This is a genomic window from Neobacillus sp. S1115 (assembly GCF_055385565.1).
This window is the reverse complement of record NZ_AP038275.1, coordinates 3,573,796-3,596,576: the sequence shown is the minus strand read 5'-3', so window position 1 is coordinate 3,596,576 and position 22,781 is coordinate 3,573,796. Positions and strand designations below refer to the sequence as shown.

General features: G+C 41.1%; 22 protein-coding genes. All 22 read left to right on the top strand.

All coding sequences use genetic code 11. The annotated features are described in order from the left end of the window. The first annotated feature begins 228 nt into the window (after positions 1–228). Positions 229–1,494, top strand: a complete 1,266-nt coding sequence (locus tag ACZ5B7_RS17340; protein ID WP_464490303.1) for a molybdopterin molybdotransferase MoeA — start codon at positions 229–231, stop codon at positions 1,492–1,494. Between the two features lie 203 nt (positions 1,495–1,697). Further along, a complete protein-coding gene (locus ACZ5B7_RS17335; protein ID WP_464490302.1) occupies positions 1,698–2,000 on the top strand; it encodes a 4a-hydroxytetrahydrobiopterin dehydratase in 303 nt (100 codons plus the stop codon). 190 nt (positions 2,001–2,190) lie between these two features. Beyond that, positions 2,191–3,141, top strand: a complete 951-nt coding sequence (cofD, locus tag ACZ5B7_RS17330; RefSeq protein ID WP_464490301.1) for a 2-phospho-L-lactate transferase — start codon at positions 2,191–2,193, stop codon at positions 3,139–3,141. Positions 3,142–3,154: 13 nt separating this feature from the next. Then, the gene (gene cofC, locus ACZ5B7_RS17325; RefSeq protein WP_464490300.1) at positions 3,155–3,817 is read left to right on the top strand and encodes a 2-phospho-L-lactate guanylyltransferase; all 663 of its coding nucleotides are present in this window, start codon (positions 3,155–3,157) and stop codon (positions 3,815–3,817) included. After that, a complete protein-coding gene (cofE, locus tag ACZ5B7_RS17320) occupies positions 3,814–4,569 on the top strand; it encodes a coenzyme F420-0:L-glutamate ligase (RefSeq protein WP_464490299.1) in 756 nt (251 codons plus the stop codon). Before cofC ends, cofE begins: the two co-directional genes overlap by 4 nt. Before the next feature lie 224 nt (positions 4,570–4,793). Beyond that, on the top strand, positions 4,794–5,681 hold the full coding sequence (locus ACZ5B7_RS17315) for an FAD binding domain-containing protein (RefSeq protein ID WP_464490298.1): 888 nt from the start codon (positions 4,794–4,796) through the stop codon (positions 5,679–5,681). Positions 5,682–5,701: 20 nt separating this feature from the next. Then, a complete protein-coding gene (locus ACZ5B7_RS17310) occupies positions 5,702–6,181 on the top strand; it encodes a (2Fe-2S)-binding protein (RefSeq protein ID WP_464490297.1) in 480 nt (159 codons plus the stop codon). A 20-nt stretch (positions 6,182–6,201) separates the two neighbouring features. Beyond that, entirely contained in the window at positions 6,202–8,520 is a 2,319-nt protein-coding gene (locus ACZ5B7_RS17305) for a xanthine dehydrogenase family protein molybdopterin-binding subunit (RefSeq protein ID WP_464490295.1), read from the top strand. A 90-nt stretch (positions 8,521–8,610) separates the two neighbouring features. Further along, positions 8,611–8,922, top strand: a complete 312-nt coding sequence (locus ACZ5B7_RS17300; RefSeq protein ID WP_464490294.1) for a hypothetical protein — start codon at positions 8,611–8,613, stop codon at positions 8,920–8,922. A 102-nt stretch (positions 8,923–9,024) separates the two neighbouring features. Beyond that, on the top strand, positions 9,025–10,032 hold the full coding sequence (locus ACZ5B7_RS17295) for an LLM class flavin-dependent oxidoreductase (RefSeq protein ID WP_464494513.1): 1,008 nt from the start codon (positions 9,025–9,027) through the stop codon (positions 10,030–10,032). A 266-nt stretch (positions 10,033–10,298) separates the two neighbouring features. Further along, positions 10,299–11,453, top strand: a complete 1,155-nt coding sequence (locus ACZ5B7_RS17290) for a DUF917 domain-containing protein (protein ID WP_464490293.1) — start codon at positions 10,299–10,301, stop codon at positions 11,451–11,453. Further along, positions 11,443–13,029 carry a hydantoinase/oxoprolinase N-terminal domain-containing protein gene (locus tag ACZ5B7_RS17285; protein WP_464490292.1) on the top strand — a complete coding sequence of 529 codons (1,587 nt, stop codon included), beginning with the start codon at positions 11,443–11,445 and terminating at the stop codon, positions 13,027–13,029. Before ACZ5B7_RS17290 ends, ACZ5B7_RS17285 begins: the two co-directional genes overlap by 11 nt. A gap of 60 nt (positions 13,030–13,089) precedes the next feature. Then, positions 13,090–14,709, top strand: coding sequence for an ABC transporter substrate-binding protein (locus ACZ5B7_RS17280; protein ID WP_464490291.1), 1,620 nt, complete (start codon positions 13,090–13,092; stop codon positions 14,707–14,709). A gap of 65 nt (positions 14,710–14,774) precedes the next feature. Next, a complete protein-coding gene (locus tag ACZ5B7_RS17275; protein ID WP_464490290.1) occupies positions 14,775–15,794 on the top strand; it encodes an ABC transporter permease in 1,020 nt (339 codons plus the stop codon). 22 nt (positions 15,795–15,816) lie between these two features. Further along, a complete protein-coding gene (locus tag ACZ5B7_RS17270; protein ID WP_464490289.1) occupies positions 15,817–16,692 on the top strand; it encodes an ABC transporter permease in 876 nt (291 codons plus the stop codon). Positions 16,693–16,695: 3 nt separating this feature from the next. Next, entirely contained in the window at positions 16,696–17,664 is a 969-nt protein-coding gene (locus ACZ5B7_RS17265; RefSeq protein WP_464490288.1) for an ABC transporter ATP-binding protein, read from the top strand. Between the two features lie 2 nt (positions 17,665–17,666). Beyond that, positions 17,667–18,617 (top strand): ABC transporter ATP-binding protein, encoded by a 951-nt coding sequence (locus tag ACZ5B7_RS17260; RefSeq protein ID WP_464490287.1) that lies wholly within the window; start codon positions 17,667–17,669, stop codon positions 18,615–18,617. 56 nt (positions 18,618–18,673) lie between these two features. Next, positions 18,674–19,840, top strand: coding sequence for a pyridoxal phosphate-dependent aminotransferase (locus ACZ5B7_RS17255; RefSeq protein ID WP_464490286.1), 1,167 nt, complete (start codon positions 18,674–18,676; stop codon positions 19,838–19,840). Positions 19,841–19,870: 30 nt separating this feature from the next. Beyond that, a complete protein-coding gene (locus ACZ5B7_RS17250) occupies positions 19,871–20,503 on the top strand; it encodes a hypothetical protein (protein ID WP_464490285.1) in 633 nt (210 codons plus the stop codon). 17 nt (positions 20,504–20,520) lie between these two features. Then, positions 20,521–21,129, top strand: a complete 609-nt coding sequence (locus tag ACZ5B7_RS17245) for a flavin reductase family protein (RefSeq protein ID WP_464490284.1) — start codon at positions 20,521–20,523, stop codon at positions 21,127–21,129. Positions 21,130–21,154: 25 nt separating this feature from the next. After that, positions 21,155–21,802, top strand: a complete 648-nt coding sequence (locus tag ACZ5B7_RS17240; RefSeq protein ID WP_464490283.1) for a bifunctional 4-hydroxy-2-oxoglutarate aldolase/2-dehydro-3-deoxy-phosphogluconate aldolase — start codon at positions 21,155–21,157, stop codon at positions 21,800–21,802. Further along, positions 21,789–22,769, top strand: coding sequence for a sugar kinase (locus ACZ5B7_RS17235; RefSeq protein ID WP_464490282.1), 981 nt, complete (start codon positions 21,789–21,791; stop codon positions 22,767–22,769). The genes ACZ5B7_RS17240 and ACZ5B7_RS17235 overlap by 14 nt, the downstream gene beginning before the upstream one ends. Positions 22,770–22,781: the final 12 nt, after the last annotated feature.

Genomic DNA, 22,781 nt, shown 5'->3' with positions numbered 1-22,781 from the left:
GAAAATTCAAATCAAGGTGTGTGTTAGAAAATATAACTAAGAAATGAAAATTAAACTCCAAATATAGGGCTTAACACTTTTCTCAGTATGTTTTTTCTCAATGAGAAAAGAAATCTCTGTCGATTTTTTTCGGTAAAAATTTGATAAATCTACTATGTCATTATTTCTTTTCTTTTAAAAATTGTTAGAATAAAAAGAAAATGATGAAGAAAGGTGCGAAAACCAATCATGTTAACCGCAAGAAAACCTATTACAGTTAAAGAGGCAGTTAATCAAGTTTTAAAATATAAAAAACTCGGGCATTCAGAATATGTCCCTATTGAAGAAAGCGATGACAGATATTTAACGGAGCCTATTCTAGCTGATCATGACGTACCACCTTTTGACCGTTCTACAATGGATGGATTTGCTCTTACTGTAGCAGATATAAAGAAAGCTTCAATGGAAAGTCCAATTGAGTTAGAGGTCATTGAAGAAATTGGTGCTGGAATAGTTGCAAATAGAGAATTAAAAGAGGGGCAAGCCATTCGCATTATGACGGGAGCTCAATTACCTGTAGGAACAGCTGCCATTGTGACGCTTGAGTCTACAAAACAAATCACTAGAGAAAATAAAAAATATATTATCATTACCGAGCCTTTGAATACTGGGGACAATATTACATTTCAGGGAGATGATACAAAAAAGGGTACAATTCTTGTTGAACGCGGCAGGAGGATAGATCCTGGTGTGAAAGCCTTACTAGCCACTTTTGGTTATGCAAAAGTTCCTGTGATGAAAAAACCGGTGGTGGGTATATTTACGACTGGAACGGAGCTGTTAGATATACATGAAGAACTGCTGCCCGGGAAAATTCGTAACAGTAACTCTCATATGATTATTTCCCAAATAAAAAGGCTGGGCGCAGAACCAAAGAACTTTGGGATACTTGCAGATGATTTCGAGCTATGCTTTGAAGCAATGGTAAATGCTTTGGAAGAAGTAGATATTTTAATAACCACTGGCGGGGCTTCGGTGGGGGATTATGATTTTATACCGGAAATTTTTGATAAACTGGGTGCCAATGTTTTATTTAATAAAATTTCCATGCGCCCGGGAAGTGTGACTACTGTAGCTGAAGCAAATGGAAAGCTCCTTTTTGCTCTTGCAGGTAACCCTTCGGCGAGCTTTGTAGGTTTTGAGCTTTATGTTCGCCCATGGATTAGAACATTCCTTGGTTCGGCAAATCCACATTTGCAAAAAGTCCAAGCGGTTTTAGATACGGATATTCCAGGAGCGAATTCGTTTACCCGATTTGTTCGAGGAAAGGTGTCATATAAAAATGGAAAGTTGTTCGTTTCAACTTCCGGTGCGGATAAATCAAGCAATGTCACCATTTTAGCTAATACGAATGCATTGATCATACTGCCTGCTGGGAATGGTGGTTATCAAAAAGGAATAATGATTGATATTCTTTTACTGAACGAAGAAGGAAGCGACTGGCCATGGGACTAATGAAAAGTCCAGACAAATATTTTTTACCACCAATTATCCTCATCAATGATGGGGATTTTTATTTTTCATTTAAACAATATTTTTGGCACGAATTTTGCATATTACATTTAGTGAAAACCCAAGAGAAGGTAACTGAGACAAACAATGCCTAGACTAGCTATTGGCAGCATTTTTTGCTTATCTAACAATTAGGGGGAAAACAAATGACAAAATTACCGGTAGAAACGATTGTTACTCATATTTCTAAGTGTCCAGGGTGGAGACATGTCGATAATAACAATATTTCAAAAGTTTTTACATTTTCAAACTCAGAAGAAACTGGCCATTTTGTCTATTTGGTTAATAAATGTACAGATTTAACAGGGCACTATCCGCGAATAGGTATCAATAGTTTTGATGTGAGTATTGAACTTAATACCGTTGAAGTGAATGGAGTTACAGGCAAAGATTTATTATTAGCCCAAAAAATTAATCAAATTGAAAAAGAAGTTAAATTAAATGCTTAGTGAACATATATAGAGTTTTATTTTGGTATTTTGTAAAAGACTCAAATCGTCCCTTTTTATGAGAATTTTACAAAATAGATAAATTCATATATTATAAGTGAAAATAATATAAATTCTGAATCTTTAAATTTATTTTGCGGCAGTAGCACATAGAATGATTTCTTTTATTAAAACGAAAGAAGGGTAGGAAATGAGAATAGTAGCATTAGCTGGAGGGGTTGGAGGATCAAAATTCGTTAAGGGCCTTGCATCTTCCCAGTCCAAAGAACAAGTAACTGTTGTGATTAATACAGGTGATGACTTTGAAAGGTTTGGTCTGTATATTTCACCGGACATTGATATTAACCTTTATACTTTAGCGGGTCTGATTCATGAACAAGGCTGGGGTTTTAAAGATGAGAGCTATAACATGCAAAACGTTTTAAAAGATATTTTTGATCAAGATTGTTGGTTTAACTTAGGAGACAAAGATTTAGCTACACATATTTATCGAACCCATTTATTACGTAAGGATGTTACCTTAACTGATATTACTGAAGACCTAAGTAACAAATTAGGAATCTCTTTAAAAATACTCCCGATGTCGAATGATAGGGTTGCTTCGTATATTCATACCCCTGAAGGCCGTTTCCATTTCCAAGAATATTTAATACAGCGAAGAATGTCAGATGAAGTTTTAAAGATTGAGTATAACGGATCTGCCAATGCGTCTCCATCACCTGGAGTAATTGAAGCGATTAGCGAGGCTAATATTATCTTATTGGCTCCAAGTAACCCATTAGTAAGTATTGGACCAATTTTATCCATTCCCGGTATGAAGGACGCAATTCAGAAAAGTAAGGCTAAAGTTATTGCTGTCAGCCCAATTGTAAATGGCGGGGTAATAAAAGGTCCTGCTGACCGGATGATGCGGGATCTGGATATTGAAGTGTCTCCTGTTGGAATTGCAGATTATTATGGAGATCTATTGGATGGGATGGTCATTGATTCCCAAGATAAAGAGTATTCAAGTGAATTGGAAAAAAGAGGTTTGGGCGTTTTAGTCACTGATACCATCATGGATACAAATGAGAAAAAGGAAGCTTTAGCAAATCAAGTTGTAGAGTTTGCTGCCAATTTTGAAGATAAGGTTTTCAATTGAGGAGGACTCATTAATGAATTCCGTTGTGATCTTACAAAAACCGATGCATCAATCAAAGACACGGCTTAGCTCTTTTCTTACAGCTGAACAACGGATTGGTCTTGCTTATTCCATGTTGTATGATTTACTTACGGTTGTTTCCAGAGTCCCTTCCATAAATGAATTTTCGATTGTGACTTGTGACCCAAACGCCATTCAATTGGCCGAAAAATTTGGTGCAAAGCTGTATTTTGAAAGGAATGTATTGGGAATCAATCATGCCATCAAAACAGTAGTAGACTCCTTGGACACAACTGTGAAGGATTTATTGATTTTACCTTCCGATATACCTCTAGTAAGGGTAAATGAACTGAATTTTATTATGAAGCAAAAAAGAAAAGCACAGGTTACCATCTTCCCGTGTAAGAACGGAACGGGGACAAATGGGCTTTTATTATCTCCACCAAATGTAATGGTCACAGCATTCGGGGTTAATAGTTTGGAAAAACATTGTCAAAATGCGATAAAAGCTGGTTGTAATTACCACATCGGTTCTGCGCCATTTTTATCCTATGATATTGATACCATAACTGACTTAAACTCGATAAACGAATTGGGCAAAGGTACAAAAACATACGAATATATTGTTGAACAGAAAATACTTAAGAACTTAAAAATAAAGGAAGTTGTGTCATGATTGAACAATTGGGAATTTTCGGTGTTGAAGGTCTGCCTGCAGTGAAGGAAGGGGATGACCTGGCAAATCTTATCATTAAATCACTTGAACAGCAAGGAAAAAAATTAGAGCATAAAGATGTTGTTGTTGTTACATCCAAAATAGTATCAAAAGCAGAAGGATGTTTAGTAACAGTAGAAGATTACCAGCCTTCGGCATTAGCAATAGAGTTTTCAAAGGCTTCCGACAAAACGGCCAATGAAATAGAAATGATTCTAAGTGAATCCAAGAGTCCCATTAAAATGACAAATCGTGTCCTTATTATGGAAACTAAACACGGCTTTATTTGTGCGAACGCAGGGATCGATCGATCCAATATTGAGAACGAGCAAATGGCGTTATTATTACCAAGGGACCCGGATGCTTCTGCAGCAGGAATTAAAAAGACTCTAGAAGATTATTATAAGGTAAAATTGGCCGTAATCATTTCTGATACTTTTGGCCGTCCTTGGCGTATGGGACAAACCAATATTGCTATCGGTGTAAGCGGAATGCTGGCGATCAAGGATTATAAGGGGAATTTTGATCAATTTGGCAACCAGCTGAAAGTTACTGAAATTGCAGTGGCTGATCAGATTGCTTCGGCAGCCGAATTAGTTATGGGTAAAAGTGATGGGGTACCAGTGGCTATTATCAGAGGTTATTCTTATCCTGAAGGAAATGGAACAGGCAAAGATTTAATCAGACCAAAGGAAATGGATCTTTTCCGGTGATATTCAACTATGCATTTTTCTCATAAGAATAGTGAGAAAAATTGAGAAAGATAAATAGGAATTGAGAAAAAGGTGAGACTTTATTTTGTCTCATCTTTTTTTATTTTTTCTGGTAAAGGTTTTTAGGACAGATGAAACAGATTTATTTCTTGGCATGAAAATTGCATTATGAAATAGTGGAAGGTTTTGAATATTCTTGCTCCATTATTTTCAGGAGGTGTCACATGTCATTTATCTTTCATGAGCCTAAAACGGTTCAAGAGGTTATTGATCTTCTCGTTCAGTATGGTGATGAAGCGAAATTGCTTGCAGGTGGAACAGATTTGATGGTTCTTCTTACCCGATACAAGGTTGATCCAAAACATGTAATTAGTCTTAGCAGAGTCAAGGAGCTTACCGGAATCCGTAAAACTGAGACAGAAGCCCTTGTTTTCGGTGCTCAAGTGACACACAGGGAAATTGAAAAATCAGCACTGGTTTCAGACTCAATGAAGGCATTAAAACAAGCCTGTTCGATGGTGGGTGGTATCCAAGTACGGAATCTAGGAACGATTGGAGGAAATTTGTGCAATGCTTCACCTGCAGCAGATACTCCTCCAGTGTTATTAACATTAGATGCATCGGTGGCAGTAGCTGGTCCAAAAGGTACTCGAAGTTTACCATTGGAGCAATTTCTGTTAGGACCCCGCAAGGTTAATTTGCAGCCTGGGGAACTGCTTACGGAAATCCATGTACCTAAAATGTCACCTAGGACTGCAACGATTTTTTTAAAGGCCGGAAGACGGAAAGCGATGGAAATCTCTCTATGTGCCGTGTCTGCCCGCGTAACGCTAGATGAAAATGGCCTTGCCGATGTACGCATTGCTCTAGGATCCGTAGCACCTTCAGCTGTTCGTGCTCATAGTGCTGAGGCTTTATTGCAAGGAAAGGTAATCACAGAAGAACTTATTAAAGCTGCTAGTGCTGCTGCTGTAAATGATTGTAATCCAATTTCTGATGTCCGCGGCTCTGCTGAATATCGGCGAATGTTAGTCGAATCAATGGTACGGCGGTCATTAATCCAGTGCCTGGAGAACCTGCAGGGTTCAGGCTCTCATACAAAGATATCCTAAAAGAAAAAGGAGGATGTAGCATGTCGAAGGTTCCACTTAATTTAAAAATCAACGGGGCAGAATACGAGGTAGACGTAGAACCTCATCGTACCCTGTTGGATGTACTGCGAGAAGATTTGGGATTTACAGGTACTAAGGAAAGCTGTCGGGAAGGGGAATGCGGTGTTTGTACTGTTTTACTAGATAATAAATCTATTAATTCCTGCTTACTGCCAGCTGTTGCAGCTCGTGGTAAAGAAATTACAACTGTTGAGGGAATTGCAGACCATGAGCATCTTCACCCGATACAGAAGGCTTTTGTCGATTGTCACGGATTACAGTGTGGTTATTGTACACCAGGATTTATAATGTCGACAAAATCATTATTAGATGAGAATTGTAATCCAACAGAAGAGGAAATTCGTAATTACTTAGCCGGAAATCTCTGCCGTTGTACTGGTTATAATGGCATAGTCGATGCCGTACTGCAGGCAGCTTCTGAACTTCGTAAAGTCAGGTAAAGTGCAAGGAGGGGTGAATAATGATTACAAAAGAAAAGGTAATGGAAAAAGAAACCAAAGTCGTTGGTAAACGGCTAAATCGACTTGATGGACCGGATAAAGTAACTGGAAAATTTGTCTATGGGGCAGATTTGAATGCACCGGGTCTTCTGCATTGTAAGGTGTTTCGGAGTTCGATCCCTCATGGAAGGATTAAACGATTAGATTTTAGCAAGGCACTCGAACTTCCTGGTGTACGGGCGATTATGACAGCAGAGGATATTCCTTCACATATTCGCTATGGACATACGTTGAAGGACGAAGTGGTTTTTGCCCGCGATTATGTCCGCTACTATGGTGAACCGATTGCTGCATTAGCTGCTGATACGCGTGAAATTGCTGAAAAAGCACTAAAATTGATAGAAATAGAGTATGAATCATTACCTGTTATTACCGACCCAGAGGAAGCGTTGAAGCCTGAAGCTCCCTTATTGCATCCTGACTGGAAGAGCTATAAAGGAAACCCATCCTTAATTCGCTACGATAACGTTTGCACACACGTAAGTATCAATATGGGGGATGTTGAAAAAGCGTTTGCGGAGGCAGATTATGTTTTCGAAGATCGTTATACAAGCCATATGGTCCATCAAGGTTATTTGGAAGCTCGCGCAGGGATGGCCCATGTTGAAGCTGATGGTACGGTTGTGATCACGTCCAGTACTCAAAATCCGTTTGGAATTCTAGGGAATCTCTCTGAGATTCTTCAATTACCTACAAGTAAGATTCGCGTTATATCCTCCGGCGTCGGCGGCGGGTTTGGCGGAAAACTAGATTTAGGTGTGGAGCATTTTGTTGCACTCTTAGCTCGTAAAACCGGTCGTCCTGTAAAGTACCTTTGGGACAGAGAAGAAGAGATGAAAGCGGCGGCACCACGAGAGGGTTCTGTCATCTATGTGAAAACAGGAATTATGAAGGATGGAACCATTATTGCCCGCCAAGGAAAGGTTATCTTGGATGCAGGGGCTTACAGTGGAGATGATACCGTCATTGCCTCCGTGGCGGCTCTTTTAGTCCGGGGCTCATACAATATTCCAAACTTTAAGGTAGATTCGATGGCTGTGTATACCAACAAGGCTAATTGCGGTGCCTACCGTGGACCTTCTGCTCCACAAACCTATTATGCAATTGAAAATCATTTAGATAAGATTGCTAGTAAATTAAATTTTGATAAGGTGGAGCTGCGCAGGAAAAATGCCTTAAAGGATGGAGATTTAGGTCCAACCGGGCAAATCATCGAGACTGTTAGCTTACAAGAAACAATCACAAAAGTTGCCGATCAAATTGGGATGGACCAACCGCGTCCTAAATATACAGGCCGTGGGTTGGCTAGTGCTGTATGGACTTCAGCTGGCGGTTCATCATGTGCATACGTTCAACTGAATGATGACGGTACAGTTGTACTGATCACTGGAGGTAAGGAAATTGGTACGGGTGCCATTACTATGGGGGTGGCACAAATTGTTGCAGAAGAATTAGGGATAGACATAACCGATGTCCGTTTGGTTACAGGAGATACGCACTCAACGCCTTTTGATTTTGGGGCCCAAGGTGGCCGTACTACATTTAATGTGGGAAATGCAGCTCGAATTGCGGCTCAAGATGCTAAATGGCAAGTGCTTGAGGCTGCCTCTGATAAACTGAATGTTCCTGTCGAGCGATTAAAGCTTGAAAATAAAACAGTATTTGATTCAGAAAATCCTGCGGCGAGCATTACACTAGCAGAAATAGCTGCAGATCGGCTGTGGAATGGAGGCCCGATACTCGGTCGAGGTTCATTTATTATCAAACCTACCGAGTATGACACGAGCATGATTAAAGGAGGAGTATATCCTGTCTTTAATTTTCCATCATTCCATACCCATGCAGCTGAGGTTCAGGTGGATCCAGATACAGGAGAAGTTACGGTTTCACGCTATGTCGCAGCCCAGGATGTTGGCTTTGCCATCAACCCTACGGGAGCTGAAGGCCAAATGACTGGGGGGATCGTACAGGGCATCGGTTATACCCTATCTGAAGAGATTGTCTATAAAGATGGAATCGTTCTTAATCCTAATATGACCGATTACAAAATGCCAACCATCATGGATGTACCTCGGATTGAAACCATCTTAGTGGAAAGTCCGTCAACTGCTGGCCCTTACGGTGCCAAGGGAGTAGGAGAAGCACCGATCATTCTTCCAGCTGCAGCTATTGCTAACGCGGTAGCAGATGCCATTGGTGTTTATATTCATGATTTGCCAATCACTGCTGAAAAAGTCTTACGGGCTCTTAAAGAAAAGGAGAAAGAAGCAAGCAAATAACATGTCACCTCTTCCTCTCTCTAAAATAAGCAAAAGTCACATTTGGAGAGAGGATAAGCCCAAATGTTAAAACAAGGAGGAATTTTTGAGATGGTATATAAGGCATATTTTCTTTTTAACCTTGCAGCGGGTAAAACGGTCGAGGAGTATGAACATTGGTCTAAGGAGGTTAATCATCCAGCTGCTAAAAGGGTGGAATCCATTCTCGAATTTCACGATTTTAAAACGGTAGCAACTCTAGATGACAGCAAGCCAGCTTACCAAATTATCGAGGAAATTCTTATAGAAGATGTTGAAAAGTATAAAAAAGATATAAGTGCTCCAGAAATGGCTGGATTTAGTGCGGAATGGGGCAGCTGGGTGTCCGAGTGGATCTGTATCCTGACAGAGAGAATTGCTTAGACGGTGTTTTGACTACGTGTAGAATCTGTTTCAGCAGCTGAGAGGTAGAGTAATAGAAACTTTCATTGCAAGTTGGGACGAAAGGGAGGAGAAGAAGTGGGAATGGAATTTGGTGTTGGTCTATTGGGGAAATACCCTTACAAAACTTTAGTTTCGTTAGCACAAAGATGCGAGGAGATTGGCTATGATCAAATTTGGATGCCTGATGAGCGGTTTTATCGGGAATGTTATTCTCAGCTTTCGGTCATCGCACAGAATACAACACGGGTGAAATTGGGGACAGCTGTAACGGATCCTTATTCTCGTCACCCAGCCATGACAGCAGCAGCGTTAGCCAGCCTTGATGAGATTTCTGAAGGCCGTATGCATTTGGGTTATGGTGCTGGAGTCAGCGGCTTTGCAGAAATGGGTATTAAACGTGAAAAACCAGCCCGTGCTTTACGAGAAGCAATCAATATTATCCGCCCCTTATTGCAGGGGGAAAGAGTTACGGTAGAAGGAGAAGTCATCCAGGTAAAGGGTGCTAAGCTTGATTTTACTCCGGTCCGACCAGACATTCCTCTTTATATTGCCGGGGCTGCCCCATTAGTTCTGAAAACAGCAGGACGGGTAGCGGATGGAGTTATTCTCGGAGATTACGCTTCAACTGATGTCGTTCAATGGGGCTTAGATCAGGTTGAAAGTGGTGCAAAAGAGTCTGGACGTTCTGTACATGACTTATATAAAACCGTTTGGCTGCAGACCTTTATCCACCCAGATGGCAAGGTAGCACGAGACAATGCCAGATGGATGGTAGCATTTGTACTTTGGGGAACAAAAGGGTTTCATGACAAGCTGGGTATAGAGCTCCCTAGTGAGTTAAAGGATAATTTGAATTTTGATTATCATTTATCACCAGAGGCTGCAGGCGAGGTAGGGAAGTTAATACCAGATGAACTAGTGTATAAGTTTTCACTAGCAGGGAGTCCAGAAGAGATTACCGAACAAATTCATAAATTACATTCGATTGGGATTAATCAGGTAGCAATCCATCCGTGGTCCTTCGCGGATATGTCATCTGAACAGGGCATTGAGTTATTTGCCGAAAAAGTTATCCGTAACTTTCGATGAGAAATAATTTGAGAAAAAATGAGAAAAGAAGATGAGAAAAATCTCCTTTTCTCATTTTTTTTGATTTCCACTTTGAGAATCCATTGGTACCAACTCTTTATTACGACTAATTTATGAAGAAGCTTATAAATTAACAGTTAAAATCCTGCAATTTTAACTTATTAGCTTCAATTTTCTTAATCAAAAATGTTGGCACACTTCTTGCATAATTATTTAGAAAAAAAGATAGAAAATTATTTATATATCTTGAGGGGAGAGTAGGCATTTTGGCGACATTGATTGGGGAACAAGAGATTGAGGATTTAGCAATTGGTGCTGCTGTTCTTGGTACCGGAGGCGGCGGGGACCCTTATGTTGGAAAACTAATGGCGCAACGGGCCATTCGTGAATTCGGTCCAATTACCTTGCTGGCACCTCATGAGCTTCCAGATGATGCGTTGGTCATCCCGACGGCGGCAATGGGTGCTCCAACGGTCAGTATTGAGAAAATTCCCAACGGTATGGAGGGCTATAATGCTCTTCGCGTTTTAGAAAATTATTTAGGCAAGCGTGCCTTTGCCACAATGCCAATAGAGTGTGGAGGCGGAAATTCTACTATTCCGTTTGTCGTAGCTGCACAAGCTGGGATTCCTGTTGTAGACGCAGATGGAATGGGGAGAGCTTTCCCAGAATTACAAATGGAAACCTTCCATATCTACGGTATTAAGGGTTCACCTATGGTCATTCATAATGAACGGGGTGATCATTTCATATTGAATACAACAGACAACCTTAGTCTTGAACGCTTTGCTAGGGCAATCACGGTTAAAATGGGAGCAACCTCTCACTTAGCCGAATACCCAATGACTGGCTTAGAGGTAAAAGAAGTTGCGATATCAGGAACTATTTCACTTGCGATTCGCATCGGCCGAGCCATTCGTGAAGCGAGGATCCAAAAGGAAAACCCCATCGATGCGATTATTCACGTTACAGCGAATTCGATTTATGGCCCTGCAATTGTGCTCTTCCAGGGTAAAGTAACAGAGGTGGATCGTCAAACGAAAGATGGTTTTGTAAGGGGCAAGATCCAGATTGAAGGATTTGACGAATATCAGGGCAGTAACTTAGAAGTAGATTTTCAAAATGAAAATCTTATTGCACGAAGAGATGGAGAGATTGTCGCAACTGTTCCTGATTTAATTACCCTGTTGGACGTTGAAACTGGAATGCCAATTACTACCGAAAGTGTTAGGTATGGATACCGTGTCACTGCGTTGGGCATTCCAACACCTGAAATCATGAGAACCGCACAGGCACTGGAGGTCTGGGGGCCGCGTTACTTTGGCTATGACACAGAATATCGACAATTAGAAGATATTCATTCTGAATACTACAAGAAGACTTGTAAGGTCTTAGAGGAGGTGGAACAAAATGAGTTATAAAATTGGGATCGATGTTGGTGGAACTAATACTGATGCCGTACTCCTTGATCACCGTAACAATCTCTTAGGCGGAATCAAAACACCGACTACTAAGGATGTTGCAACCGGAATATTTAATGCCATTGATGAGGTTTTACAACAGGCTGGTGTTGATCCAGGGGCGGTCCATTACACCATGTTAGGTACAACGGCATGTACGAATGCTTTAGTGGAACGTAAAAACTTGTCTCGCGTGGGACTAGTAAGAATTTCTCGTCCAGCAGCCAGTTCCATCGAGCCTATGGTTACTTGGCCTCAAGATTTGCGAGAAACCGTTGGTGACCTTTGTTTTGAGATTCATGGGGGATATGAATATGATGGTTCCTTGATTAGTGAAGATCTCAATGAAAATGAAATAAACGCAGTAATACGCGAGCTTAAAGCTGCCGATGTGGAAGCAGTTGCCATCTGTGGTGTCTTTTCTCCTGTCCGAGCAGACCAAGAAAAATATTTAGCAGAGCGGCTCCAGGCAGCACTTGGTCCTGATGTTCCGATTACGATGTCTCATGAAATCGGGTCAATTGGGTTATTGGAAAGAGAAAATTCAGCAGGCTTAAACGCGGCATTAGTAAAAGTGGCATCTCAAGCTGCAAGTGGACTTGAAAAGGCCTTACAGGAGCGTGGAATGAATCCTAGAATCTTCTTCGCGCAAAATGACGGAACCTTAATGGACTTAGAATATGTTCGCAGGTTTCCAATATTAACAATTGGGTCGGGGCCGACTAACAGTATTAGAGGTGCAGCATTTCTCAGTGGACTGCGTGATTGTCTTGTGATCGATGTTGGTGGAACGACTACTGATATTGGCTTTTTAAATAATGGATTCCCTCGGACTTCAGGCATCGCTGTTGAAATAGGAGGCGTACGTACAAACTTTAGAATGCCGGATATTCTATCTATTGGGCTGGGCGGGGGAAGTGTTGTCCGCATCGAAAATGGAAAAGTAAGAATTGGCCCAGATAGCGTGGGTTATAGTTTAGTAGAGAAAGGGCTCGGTTTTGGCGGTGACACGCTGACAACTACTGATGTCATTGCTAGAGCTAGTTTGGATCAAGAAAAAATTAACCATCCAAGCTACGATGTCCAACGTGTATTACACATCCCGGAAACCGTGGTTACACAAGTTACTCAGAGAATTCGGGAGTTAACTGAAGCCTCTATAGACAAAATGAAAACAAGTAATAGAGACTTGCCAGCAGTACTGGTAGGGGGAGGCAGTATCCTAATGCCAGAAAAGCTGGCGGGTACATCTGAAATTATCCGTCCACTTCATTACCAATATGCGAACGCAATTGGTGCGGCCATTGCGCAAGTTTCTGGCGAGGTGGACAGAATGTGGAGTTTGGAAAAGACGACTCGCAGTCTGGCAGTAGAAGAAGCAAAAGCAACTGCCATTCAAATGGCTATTGATGCAGGGGCTGAAAGAAGTTCTGTATCGATTGTAGATTTGGAAGAGGTTCCCTTAGCTTATTTACCAAACCATGCGTTACGTATTAGAGCCAAGGCAGCGGGAACACTTAGCACAATAGCAAACTAGTTTTTATATAAAATTTTCTGAAAAGTATAAAAACTATTGAAATCATTAGGAGGAATCAAATTGAAGCGAACTTTCCGCAAGTTAATCCGCAATCTCCTTCCAGTTCTGAGCATCGGTGTCCTATTAACGGCATGTACCAATGACACAACAAGCAAAAGTGCTAGCTCACAGAATAACGCCAATAAGAAAAATATTATCCGTGTCACACTAGATTCAGATATTGATAATCTCGATCCGTTTGCATTTAAGTCTGATGCTGCACAGATTGTGACAGATGCTAACTATGAGACATTCGTAGATGTTGCTACTACTACGGACAGTGATGGAACTATCATTGCAAATACAGAAAGCGTAGTTCCAAATATTGCACAATACACGATATCTCCAGATGGAAAAGTAGTCAACTTGAAGGTAAATACTAATGCGAAATTCACAAATGGTGATCCTGTCGATGCCGATGCGGTTGCTTTTTCTATCAAACGTGGATTGAATAAACAATTTTATTCCTCATTACTTTGGAATATCATTTCACTTTCTGACGAGAGTCAAATAAAAGTAGATGGCGATACGGTTCAACTTACTCTTAAACAAGGTAATCCAATGACTCTTAAGGTTTTGCCTTTGGCGCTTAATGTTGTCATGAATCCAAAGGTTTCGAAAGAACATTCTACTGCCAGTGATCCATTTGCTAGTGAATGGTATAAAAATAACGTCCTTGGTACGGGACCATATGTTATCTCGAAGTTCAACCAAGGTGTTGAATATGGTTTAAGTCCAGCTCCAAATTACTGGAATAAAGATAAATTAAAGAATGATGGTATTCTTCTAAAAGTCGTGCAGGATGCGCAGCAGCGATTGGCATTATTGAAGCAGGAAGCTGTTGATGTAGCCATTGGTATTCCTCCTAAGAATCTAGCCGAGCTGAAAAAGGACCCTAACATCAAGATTCATGACTTCCAATCTACTAACACCAATTATTTAGTTATGAATAATAACGTAAAGCCGTTTGACAATCCATTAGTCCGACAAGCTGTAAATATGGCAATCGACCGTAACAACCTGATCGAAAATGTTCTATATGGATTTGCTCGTCCTTTAACTAGTCCTATTCCAGAAGGGATGCCTTCACATGTAGATGTTATCAAAGATAATTCAGCCAATATTGAAAAGGCCAAGGAATTACTAAAACAGGCCGGGGTAAAAGATTTGTCAACCGACCTCTATGTGAATTCAAGCAGAACCGAAGATCAGCAGGTTGCTGTTTGGATTAAAGATAGCTTAAGTAAGATTGGTATTAATGTAAATATCAAAACAGTATCGGATGCAGCGTATAGAGAAAATCAACAAGGTAATAAAATGCCAATGTTTATTGAATATTGGTTCTCTTGGGTAAACGATCCATTCTTCCAGTTGTTCTGGATGTTTGATTCAAGTAACAAACTAACAAACATGTCGCATTACAGTAATCCAGAGGTAGATAATCTCATTAAGCAGGGGATGTATGAGCAGGATCAAGCCAAACGAGACGAAATCTCCAAACAAATTCAACAGATTATTGTAAATGATTCACCAATTTCCTTCCTTTATCAACGTGACTATGTAGTCGCAGCAAACAAGGATATTAAAGGCATGAATCGTTGGCCAGACCAACACTTGCGCTTCTTTACCCTTTACAGATAGGAGGGATGAGGAAAAGTCGGGTGGCAACCACCCGGCTTTCCAACCTAAGAAAGGGGATATGATAAATGTCTGGGAATTTTTTTCGTTATTTTGCAAAACGAATATTATTGTCGCTTGTTACCATATTTGGAGTCCTGACTTTGGTCTTTATCCTAACGCATATTCTTCCTGGGAACCCGGCATTAGTTAAGGTAGGCCAAATGGCAGATAAAGACGTTTTGAAAGCAATGGAAAAACAAATGGGACTGGATAAACCGTTGGTCGTTCAGTATGCTGACTACCTTGGACAGGTCTTAAAAGGGAATTTGGGGGACAGTTGGACAACAGGACAGCCAGTCAACAATGATCTGGCTCAGCGTATACCAGCCACTGTTGAGCTTGCACTTTTCAGCCTTTTTATTGCTGTTTTGGTTGGACTGCCTTTAGGAATTTTTGCTGCAGTAAATAGAAAGTGGATTGATCGTTTTATGCAAGGCTTTAGTATACTTGGAGTTTCAACCCCAGTGTTCTGGTTGGGGTTAATGTTAATTTATGTTTTTTATTACAAGCTGAATATCATGCCTGCTCCAACTGGTCGTATAGATGACTTCACGAACCCGCCAACACAATTAACAGGACTATATACTGTTGACAGTCTATTAACCGGAAATTTTCCAGCATTTAAATCAGCACTTCTTCAGATGGTTTTGCCGGGAGTAACGTTGGCATTTGTTATTATCGCTCCGATTGCCAAAATGGCAAGAGACTCCATGAGTAAAGTGCTCCAAACTGAATATATCCAATCAGCAAGGGCGATGGGTGTGTCTGTAAAAGAGTATGTATTTAAAGATGCATTAAGAAATGCGTTAATTCCGGTTTTAACTACTCTGGGTATTGTCCTTGGATATTTGATGGCAGGCAGCGTTTTAATAGAAATGATGTACTCTTGGCCGGGTATCGGGATTTATGTTTATAACGCCTTGCTTTCTAATGATTTTAATTCTATTCAAGGTGTGGTTCTCGTTATTTCTGTCTCCTATGTTTTTATTAATTTGGTGATTGACCTTCTATATACTCTAGTTGATCCAAGAATAGGCCTTAATTAATCGCAAGGGAGGGAACCATCATATGAATACTCAAACTGATACAGTTAAGGTATCACCTTCTATAAGAAATAAAAGGTGGTTTCACTTTAATGGTATTTTTAAACACAATGTAAGCCTGACTACTGGTCTTATTTTTTTAATTATTATCCTATTGGTAGCCATTGTCGGGCCTTTTTTGACTAAGTACGCTCCTTATGAAACAAATCCTGGTAAACAGTTTATCGCACCTTCGCTTGCCCATCTATTTGGTACGGATGAATTTGGACGTGATATTTTAAGCCGGGTAATTCATGCCGCCAAAATGGATTTATTTATTGCCTTGACTTGTACTGTTATTACATTTGTTTTCGGTGCACTGGTGGGAGCAGTGGCTGGTTTTTATGGGAAATGGGTAGATATAGTTATTTCCAGAATTGTAGACGTAATGCTCTCCTTTCCAGCTTTCATCCTAGCCATGGGTGTCACAGCTATGCTCGGTAATAACCTGCACAATGTCATAATCGCACTAAGCATTGCCTACATGCCTTATTTTATACGGTTAACTCGGGCGGAGATGCTTAGACTTCGCAAAGCTGAGTTTGCAGACGCTGCTCGCTGTATTGGTACACCCAGGGTGCAAATTATGTTGGTACACCTTCTTCCTAATTCAATTGGACCAGCGTTGACTCAATGTACACTAACTATGGGCTGGGCAATATTGGATGCTGCCGGACTAAGTTTTATTGGAATTGGTATCCAAGCGCCAACTGCAGAATGGGGCGTAATGATTGGAAATGGGATCAGGGATATCTTTTCTGGTGAATGGTGGACAGCTTTCTTTCCCGGTGTCGCGGTAATTTTGACGGTTATGACTTTTAACCTGATTGCGAACGGGATTCGTCAGGTAAAGGAGGATTAAATAATGGAGTTACTTACTGTAAAAGGACTGAGTGTCACCATTCCACAAGAGGAACAAACCAATCGAGTAGTGGATGACATATCTTTTTCCATTCGAAGAAACGAAGTGATTGGTTTAGTTGGTGAAAGTGGTTCAGGTAAAACAGTAACTGCTACTGCGATCCTTCGTTTGACACGCCAGCCTGCGGAAATTAAAACCGGAAAGATTATTTTTCACGAAGAAGATCTCCTTACAAAAAAGGAGTCTGAGTTAGAAAAGGTTCGTGGAAGTCGAATCTCGATGATTTTTCAGAATCCACGTACTAGTCTTAATCCCTTGATGAAAGTTGGGGATCAAATAGCCAGAGCATTTAAAATCCACTCAAAAATGAAAAAGTCTCAAGCCAAGTCTGAAGCGTTAAAGATGTTAAAGCTCGTAGGCATTCCAGATCCCGAGGCAAGGTATGATGCTTATCCGCATGAACTGTCTGGCGGTATGTGTCAGCGCGTTATGATTGCGATGGCTTTGTCCTGCAATCCAGATTTGCTGATTGCGGATGAGCCAACGACAGGCTTGGATGTAACAATTGAAGCGCAAGTTTTTGATTTAATCAAGGAGCTGCAAAAAGAAATTGGCATGTCGGTGCTGCTTATCACTCATGATCTGGGTATAGTAGCGGAGACCTGTAACAGGGTCGCTGTGATGTATGGCGGCCATATAGTGGAGATGGCAGATGTCCAGACAATCTTCAGTGATCAAAAGCATCCTTACTCTAAACATTTACTAGGCTCTTTACTAGAGTTAGATCAGGATTCTAATGCTCATATTGATATTCAGGAAATGTCAGCGCCCATTGACTACAAAACTACTGGATGCAGATATGCAAATAGGTGTCCCAAAGCTTCTCCCATTTGTTATAAAGATAAACCGCCTATTAAAGAGGTGGCAGAAGGTCACACAGTGATGTGTCATCTGTATTCGGAGGTGAATTAACTTTGGTTCCATTACTTGAGGTGAAAGATATAAAAAAATGGTTCCAATCAGGGAAGGACACTGTGCATGCGGTTAATGGCGTATCATTAGAAATCCAACCTGGTGAGGTAGTTGCTTTAGTTGGTGAAAGTGGATGTGGGAAGTCGACAACAGCTCGGACGATTTTACGGCTTACTGATCCTACAGAGGGGCAAATATTTTTTAAAGGAACTAATATCAGCGATTTGCATGAGAAGAAGTTTCTTCCTTACCGCCGTCAAATTCAGATGGTATTTCAGGACCCTACGATGTCTTTAAATCCTCTATTTACCGTTCGACGTACTCTTTCGGAACCATTGCGGCTGCAAGGGGTGAAAGGAGCGGCAGAAAGAGAGGAAAGGATCATTAAAATGTTGGAAAAAGTCCAACTTGGTCCAGAGCACCTTAACCGTTATCCGCGCCAGCTCTCAGGTGGACAGCGTCAACGCGTAGGAATTGCACGCGCTCTGATTACAGAGCCTGATTTAGTCATACTGGACGAACCAACCTCTGCGTTAGATATGTCCGTGAAGCTAACGGTTATTAACCTATTACGTAAGCTTCAGCAGGAACTTAATACAGCTTATCTATTAATTACTCATGATATGAATACGGTAAAGCATTTATGCAGCCGGGTAATGGTTATGTACTTAGGGAGGATTGTTGAGGCCGGTCCGGTGTCTGAAGTTTTTTCCAATCCGCAGCATCCATATACAAGAGCGTTACTTTCAGCCATACCGGTAGCAAATCCAAATGCCAAAAAAGAAAGAATACGTCTAAATGGTGATACACCTAGTCCCGTGTCATTGCCGCAAGGATGTTCTTTAGTTGACCGTTGTCCTTTGGCAAAGCCCATTTGCAAAGAAAAGTACCCGCAAATTCGACATCTTCCTGAGGGGCACGATGTAGCCTGTCATCTTATAGAGTCCAATTGAGTTTCATTATTTAGAAGGTTAGCAGGTATGAAAATTAGAATCCAGGGGTGGAAATAATGATTGCTGAACGCGCCATATCAATCCCAAGCTCAGCTATTCGCCAGTTTTTTAATCTTGCACAAGGCATCGAGGATGTCATCGATTTGTCTATAGGTGCACCTGATTTTCAGACGCCAGAATATATTGTAAATTCTGCCGTTAAAGCTTCGAAGGAAGGGCACCATTACTATTCCAGTAACGCTGGTATTATTTCTCTGCGTCGAGCTATTTCCAAAAAACTTAAGCGTGAAAACGAAATTAGTTACGACCCTGATACGGAAATTGACGTGACGATTGGTGCCACTGAGGCGCTGGGCTTGATCATGATGACCCTTTTAAACCCCGGTGATGAAGTAATACTGGCCGATCCGACATGGCCAAATTACATCACCCAAATATTAATGGCTGATGGCGTTCCAGTACGGGTGCCTACGTTTGAAGAGAATGGCTTTTCTTTGCAGGTTAAAGATGTCGAGAATGCTATTACTGAAAGAACAAAGGCGATTTTAATTAATACTCCCAATAACCCAACAGGAGCATTGCTAGACGAGGAGGCTGTAAAGGGTTTTGTCCAATTAGCGAAGAAGCACGGTGTATATCTTATTAGTGATGAAGTATATGAAAAAATCATTTATGACGATTACCAGCACTTAAGCCCTGCATCTCTTCCAGGGGCCAAAGAATTTGTGATTACCGTTAATAGTTTCTCGAAAACTTACGCCATGTGCGGATGGCGGGTTGGTTATGTTGCGGCTAGCAAACATGTAATTGCTCCGCTTCTTAAATTACAAGAAGGGATGGCATCCTGTGCGAATACAATGGCGCAAATGGCTGCGGTAACCGCTTTAGAAGGGTCTCAATTTGCTGTTACTGATATGGTAGAGCGTTATCGAGCCCGCCGAGACTTTATGGTAGAAGGATTAAATCAAATACCTGGAATTTCAGTGGTAAAGCCAGGTGGGTCATTCTATCTGTTTGTTAACATTAAAAAGCTGGGTAAAAGCTCGCAGGAATTTGCTACCGATCTTCTTCAAAAAACTGGGGTTTTAACGGTTCCAGGATCTGGTTTCGGTCAAGCAGGAGAAGGATTTTTACGAATCTGTTATGCAAAGAATGAAGAAGTACTCCAAAAAGCTTTAGAACGGATTAATCATTTTGTATGTAGCGAGTACATCCGGGCTTGAGTTGAGACAAAAAAGAAGGGATTGGTAAAAATGTGGCATTTTGAGAGATTTATAACAAGTAAAGGTACACTAGGTGAACTGGAAACTTTTATGCGTGACGAACTGCTGCCCTTTTTTCGAGGGCTTGGCTTCAACGTGAAATTTTTTGTCACACAACATGAATTAGGGACTGGAGAATTCTTTTTTGCCACTGAAGCATCATCATTTAGTGCCCTAGATCATTGGGGAGAAATCGTGGGGGGAAATACACGCGGTCAAGAGTTACTAACCCGATTGGTGAATTTGATCGATGGAACCCCACAGGCTAGTATGCTGAAGGAAATCGGAGCCGCTTCATCACCTTTAAACTGGGAAGCACATCCAATGTGGCATATTGAGGGTTTTAATTCTAAACGTATTACGGGAGAATTAGAAGCCCACTTAGTGGAGAAGTGCCTTCCATATTGGAGAAAACGTGGATTCACTGTTCATGTTATGGAAAGTCAACTAGGGTTTGGTGACCGAGCCTTATGGTTATTAACAGGTATGGATCATTTTGGTTCCTTAGATCAATGGGAAGAGATGGCCATGGAGGAATCTTATGGTCAGCAAATAATGAAGGAACTTGTTTCAATGATTCAGCATAAGGTCGCTAATCTGGTCCGAGATGTAGAGACATATTGAAAGGACGGTGCAATAGGATGAAAGCTTTATTACCTGAGGAAAGAATGGCAGAAAGTTGGTCCTTTCTCCAGCCAAGCCGGCCGGTTTTGATTACTACACTCAATGAGGATGGTACGACAAATGTTGCTCCCTTTGGATGGAACATGCCGGTATCAGCTAACCCTCCTCGGGTAAGTGTAGCATTGGTAAACTCTCCACCCAATCGAACTTTAACAAATATTCGCAGAGAAAAAGAGTTTGTAATAAATATCCCCACTATACAGTTAGCAGAAAAACTAGTGAAATCTTCCTATCAGCATCCTAAAAATGTTAGTAAATTCACGGAAATTGGGTTCGAGCCACTAAGATCCGGAGTAGTCAGAACGCCCGGTATTGCTGAATGTAAGGCGAGTTTGGAATGCTGCCTCTACAATGAGATGGAGGCTGGCGACCATACATTGATGATTGGTGACGTTAAGGCGCTTACATTTGAGGAGAACCATTATACTGACGACTTGGTACTCAAAATAGATGAATCTTGGCCCATTATTCATTTAGATCAGTTCAAACAAAGTGGCGGTCAGGTACACACATTTCTAGGTCCAGAAGGGTTACATAATATTTTTATCCCCTATAACAAACGGTAGGATAAAAATAAGAGGAGGCAGCTTAATGGGATTTTATGATTGGATGAAGGAGCACGGTATAGTTAGTATCGTTCGCGGTTTAGAGGAATCTAGTATTCTTCCTGTAGCCAACGCTGTTTATGCAGGAGGAATTCGTTTATTGGAAGTGACCTTAAATACACAAGACGCAGTTCAGATGATCTCACAATTGAGGGAAGCCTTCGATGGGAAAATGTATATCGGAGCAGGTACAGTATTAAATAAGAAAATGGCAGAACAAGCCGCGGCGGCAGGGGCACAATATTTTATTACTCCAAATCTAGATGAAGAAGTGATTGATTACGGTTTAAAACAAGGAATTGATGTTGTGCCCGGCGTTATGACACCAACAGAAATTGTAAGAGCCTATAATGCTGGCGCAAAAATGGTGAAAGTTTTCCCTATTAGCAGTTTAGGGTTTAAATATATTAAAGAATTACAAGGACCATTAAGTCATATTCCCATTGTTGCGGTTGGGGGAGTCACGATTGACAACGTTAAAAGCTTTTTTCAGGCTGGTGCCACTGGGGTAGGAGTAGGGGGCAGCCTCATTAATAAAGATATTGTAAAACATGGTGATTTTGACGGAATAACGAAGACTGCTCAGGCATTTGTTCAATCATTGAAAGGCAGTGGAAGTTATGTCTCTTCATAATGGAAAACCAGAAATCTTAACTTTAGGTGAGTCGATGGTATTATTCCAAACCAGTCAGGATGGCTCGCTGCAGTATGCTCCATTATTGGCGAAATCCTTGGCAGGAGCGGAATCCAATGTTTCCATCGGTCTTACTCGACTGGGGAAACGAGCGGGATGGCTAAGCCGTATCGGAAAGGACCCCTTCGGTGATTACATTTATTCCACCCTAGCTGGTGAGGGGGTGGACCTCTCATATGTAAAGCGTGATTCGCTGTACCCTACAGGTGTCATGTTTAAAGAAATTAAAGGGGATATGGATCCTAAAGTTTTTTACTACCGAAAAGGGTCTGCTGCAAGTGCTTGGGATATGAAAGAATTATCAGAGGATATGTTTGAAGGAATAAAAGCCTTTCACATAACAGGAATCACTCCTGCATTAAGCGCTGAGTGCAAAATGGTCACATTTGAAGCTGTTCGGTTAGCCAAACAGGCTGGAGCGATGGTTTCTTTTGATCCAAATATGCGATACAAACTTTGGAATATCAATGAAGCTAGGGCAACCTTCCTGGAGCTTATCAAATCTTCAGATCTCGTCTTACCGGGTGTGGACGAGGCAGAACTTATTACTGGAGAACAAGACCTTGACGTAATGGGGCATAAAATATTGGAGATGGGTCCAAAGATTGTGGTAATCAAGTTGGGACAGAAAGGCTCTGTTGCTTATACAACCATTGATGGACAGCTCAAAAAAATTGAAGCAGAAGGATTTCCTGTCCAACGGATTGTAGATAGCGTCGGTGCTGGTGATGGTTTCGCCGCAGGATTTTTGTCAGCCTTTCTAGATCAACACCCTATATTTTATTGTTTACAAAGGGCTAATGCCGTAGGGGCAATGGTAACACAGTATCGGGGAGACTGGGAAGGCCTCCCTACGCTCGAAGAATTAGAAGGTTTTATTTCAGGAAAAGTGGCAGTTACAAGATAACGTCAACAAAGT

What these genes read in the sequence shown, in the direction of transcription:
- ACZ5B7_RS17340 (WP_464490303.1), top strand. Translation starts at nt 229, where the DNA reads ATGTTAACCGCAAGAAAACCTATTACAGTTAAAGAGGCAGTTAATCAA.
- ACZ5B7_RS17335 (WP_464490302.1), top strand. Translation starts at nt 1,698, where the DNA reads ATGACAAAATTACCGGTAGAAACGATTGTTACTCATATTTCTAAGTGT.
- cofD (WP_464490301.1), top strand. Translation starts at nt 2,191, where the DNA reads ATGAGAATAGTAGCATTAGCTGGAGGGGTTGGAGGATCAAAATTCGTT.
- cofC (WP_464490300.1), top strand. Translation starts at nt 3,155, where the DNA reads ATGAATTCCGTTGTGATCTTACAAAAACCGATGCATCAATCAAAGACA.
- cofE (WP_464490299.1), top strand. Translation starts at nt 3,814, where the DNA reads ATGATTGAACAATTGGGAATTTTCGGTGTTGAAGGTCTGCCTGCAGTG.
- ACZ5B7_RS17315 (WP_464490298.1), top strand. Translation starts at nt 4,794, where the DNA reads ATGTCATTTATCTTTCATGAGCCTAAAACGGTTCAAGAGGTTATTGAT.
- ACZ5B7_RS17310 (WP_464490297.1), top strand. Translation starts at nt 5,702, where the DNA reads ATGTCGAAGGTTCCACTTAATTTAAAAATCAACGGGGCAGAATACGAG.
- ACZ5B7_RS17305 (WP_464490295.1), top strand. Translation starts at nt 6,202, where the DNA reads ATGATTACAAAAGAAAAGGTAATGGAAAAAGAAACCAAAGTCGTTGGT.
- ACZ5B7_RS17300 (WP_464490294.1), top strand. Translation starts at nt 8,611, where the DNA reads ATGGTATATAAGGCATATTTTCTTTTTAACCTTGCAGCGGGTAAAACG.
- ACZ5B7_RS17295 (WP_464494513.1), top strand. Translation starts at nt 9,025, where the DNA reads ATGGAATTTGGTGTTGGTCTATTGGGGAAATACCCTTACAAAACTTTA.
- ACZ5B7_RS17285 (WP_464490292.1), top strand. Translation starts at nt 11,443, where the DNA reads ATGAGTTATAAAATTGGGATCGATGTTGGTGGAACTAATACTGATGCC.
- ACZ5B7_RS17275 (WP_464490290.1), top strand. Translation starts at nt 14,775, where the DNA reads ATGTCTGGGAATTTTTTTCGTTATTTTGCAAAACGAATATTATTGTCG.
- ACZ5B7_RS17270 (WP_464490289.1), top strand. Translation starts at nt 15,817, where the DNA reads ATGAATACTCAAACTGATACAGTTAAGGTATCACCTTCTATAAGAAAT.
- ACZ5B7_RS17265 (WP_464490288.1), top strand. Translation starts at nt 16,696, where the DNA reads ATGGAGTTACTTACTGTAAAAGGACTGAGTGTCACCATTCCACAAGAG.
- ACZ5B7_RS17255 (WP_464490286.1), top strand. Translation starts at nt 18,674, where the DNA reads ATGATTGCTGAACGCGCCATATCAATCCCAAGCTCAGCTATTCGCCAG.
- ACZ5B7_RS17250 (WP_464490285.1), top strand. Translation starts at nt 19,871, where the DNA reads ATGTGGCATTTTGAGAGATTTATAACAAGTAAAGGTACACTAGGTGAA.
- ACZ5B7_RS17245 (WP_464490284.1), top strand. Translation starts at nt 20,521, where the DNA reads ATGAAAGCTTTATTACCTGAGGAAAGAATGGCAGAAAGTTGGTCCTTT.
- ACZ5B7_RS17240 (WP_464490283.1), top strand. Translation starts at nt 21,155, where the DNA reads ATGGGATTTTATGATTGGATGAAGGAGCACGGTATAGTTAGTATCGTT.
- ACZ5B7_RS17235 (WP_464490282.1), top strand. Translation starts at nt 21,789, where the DNA reads ATGTCTCTTCATAATGGAAAACCAGAAATCTTAACTTTAGGTGAGTCG.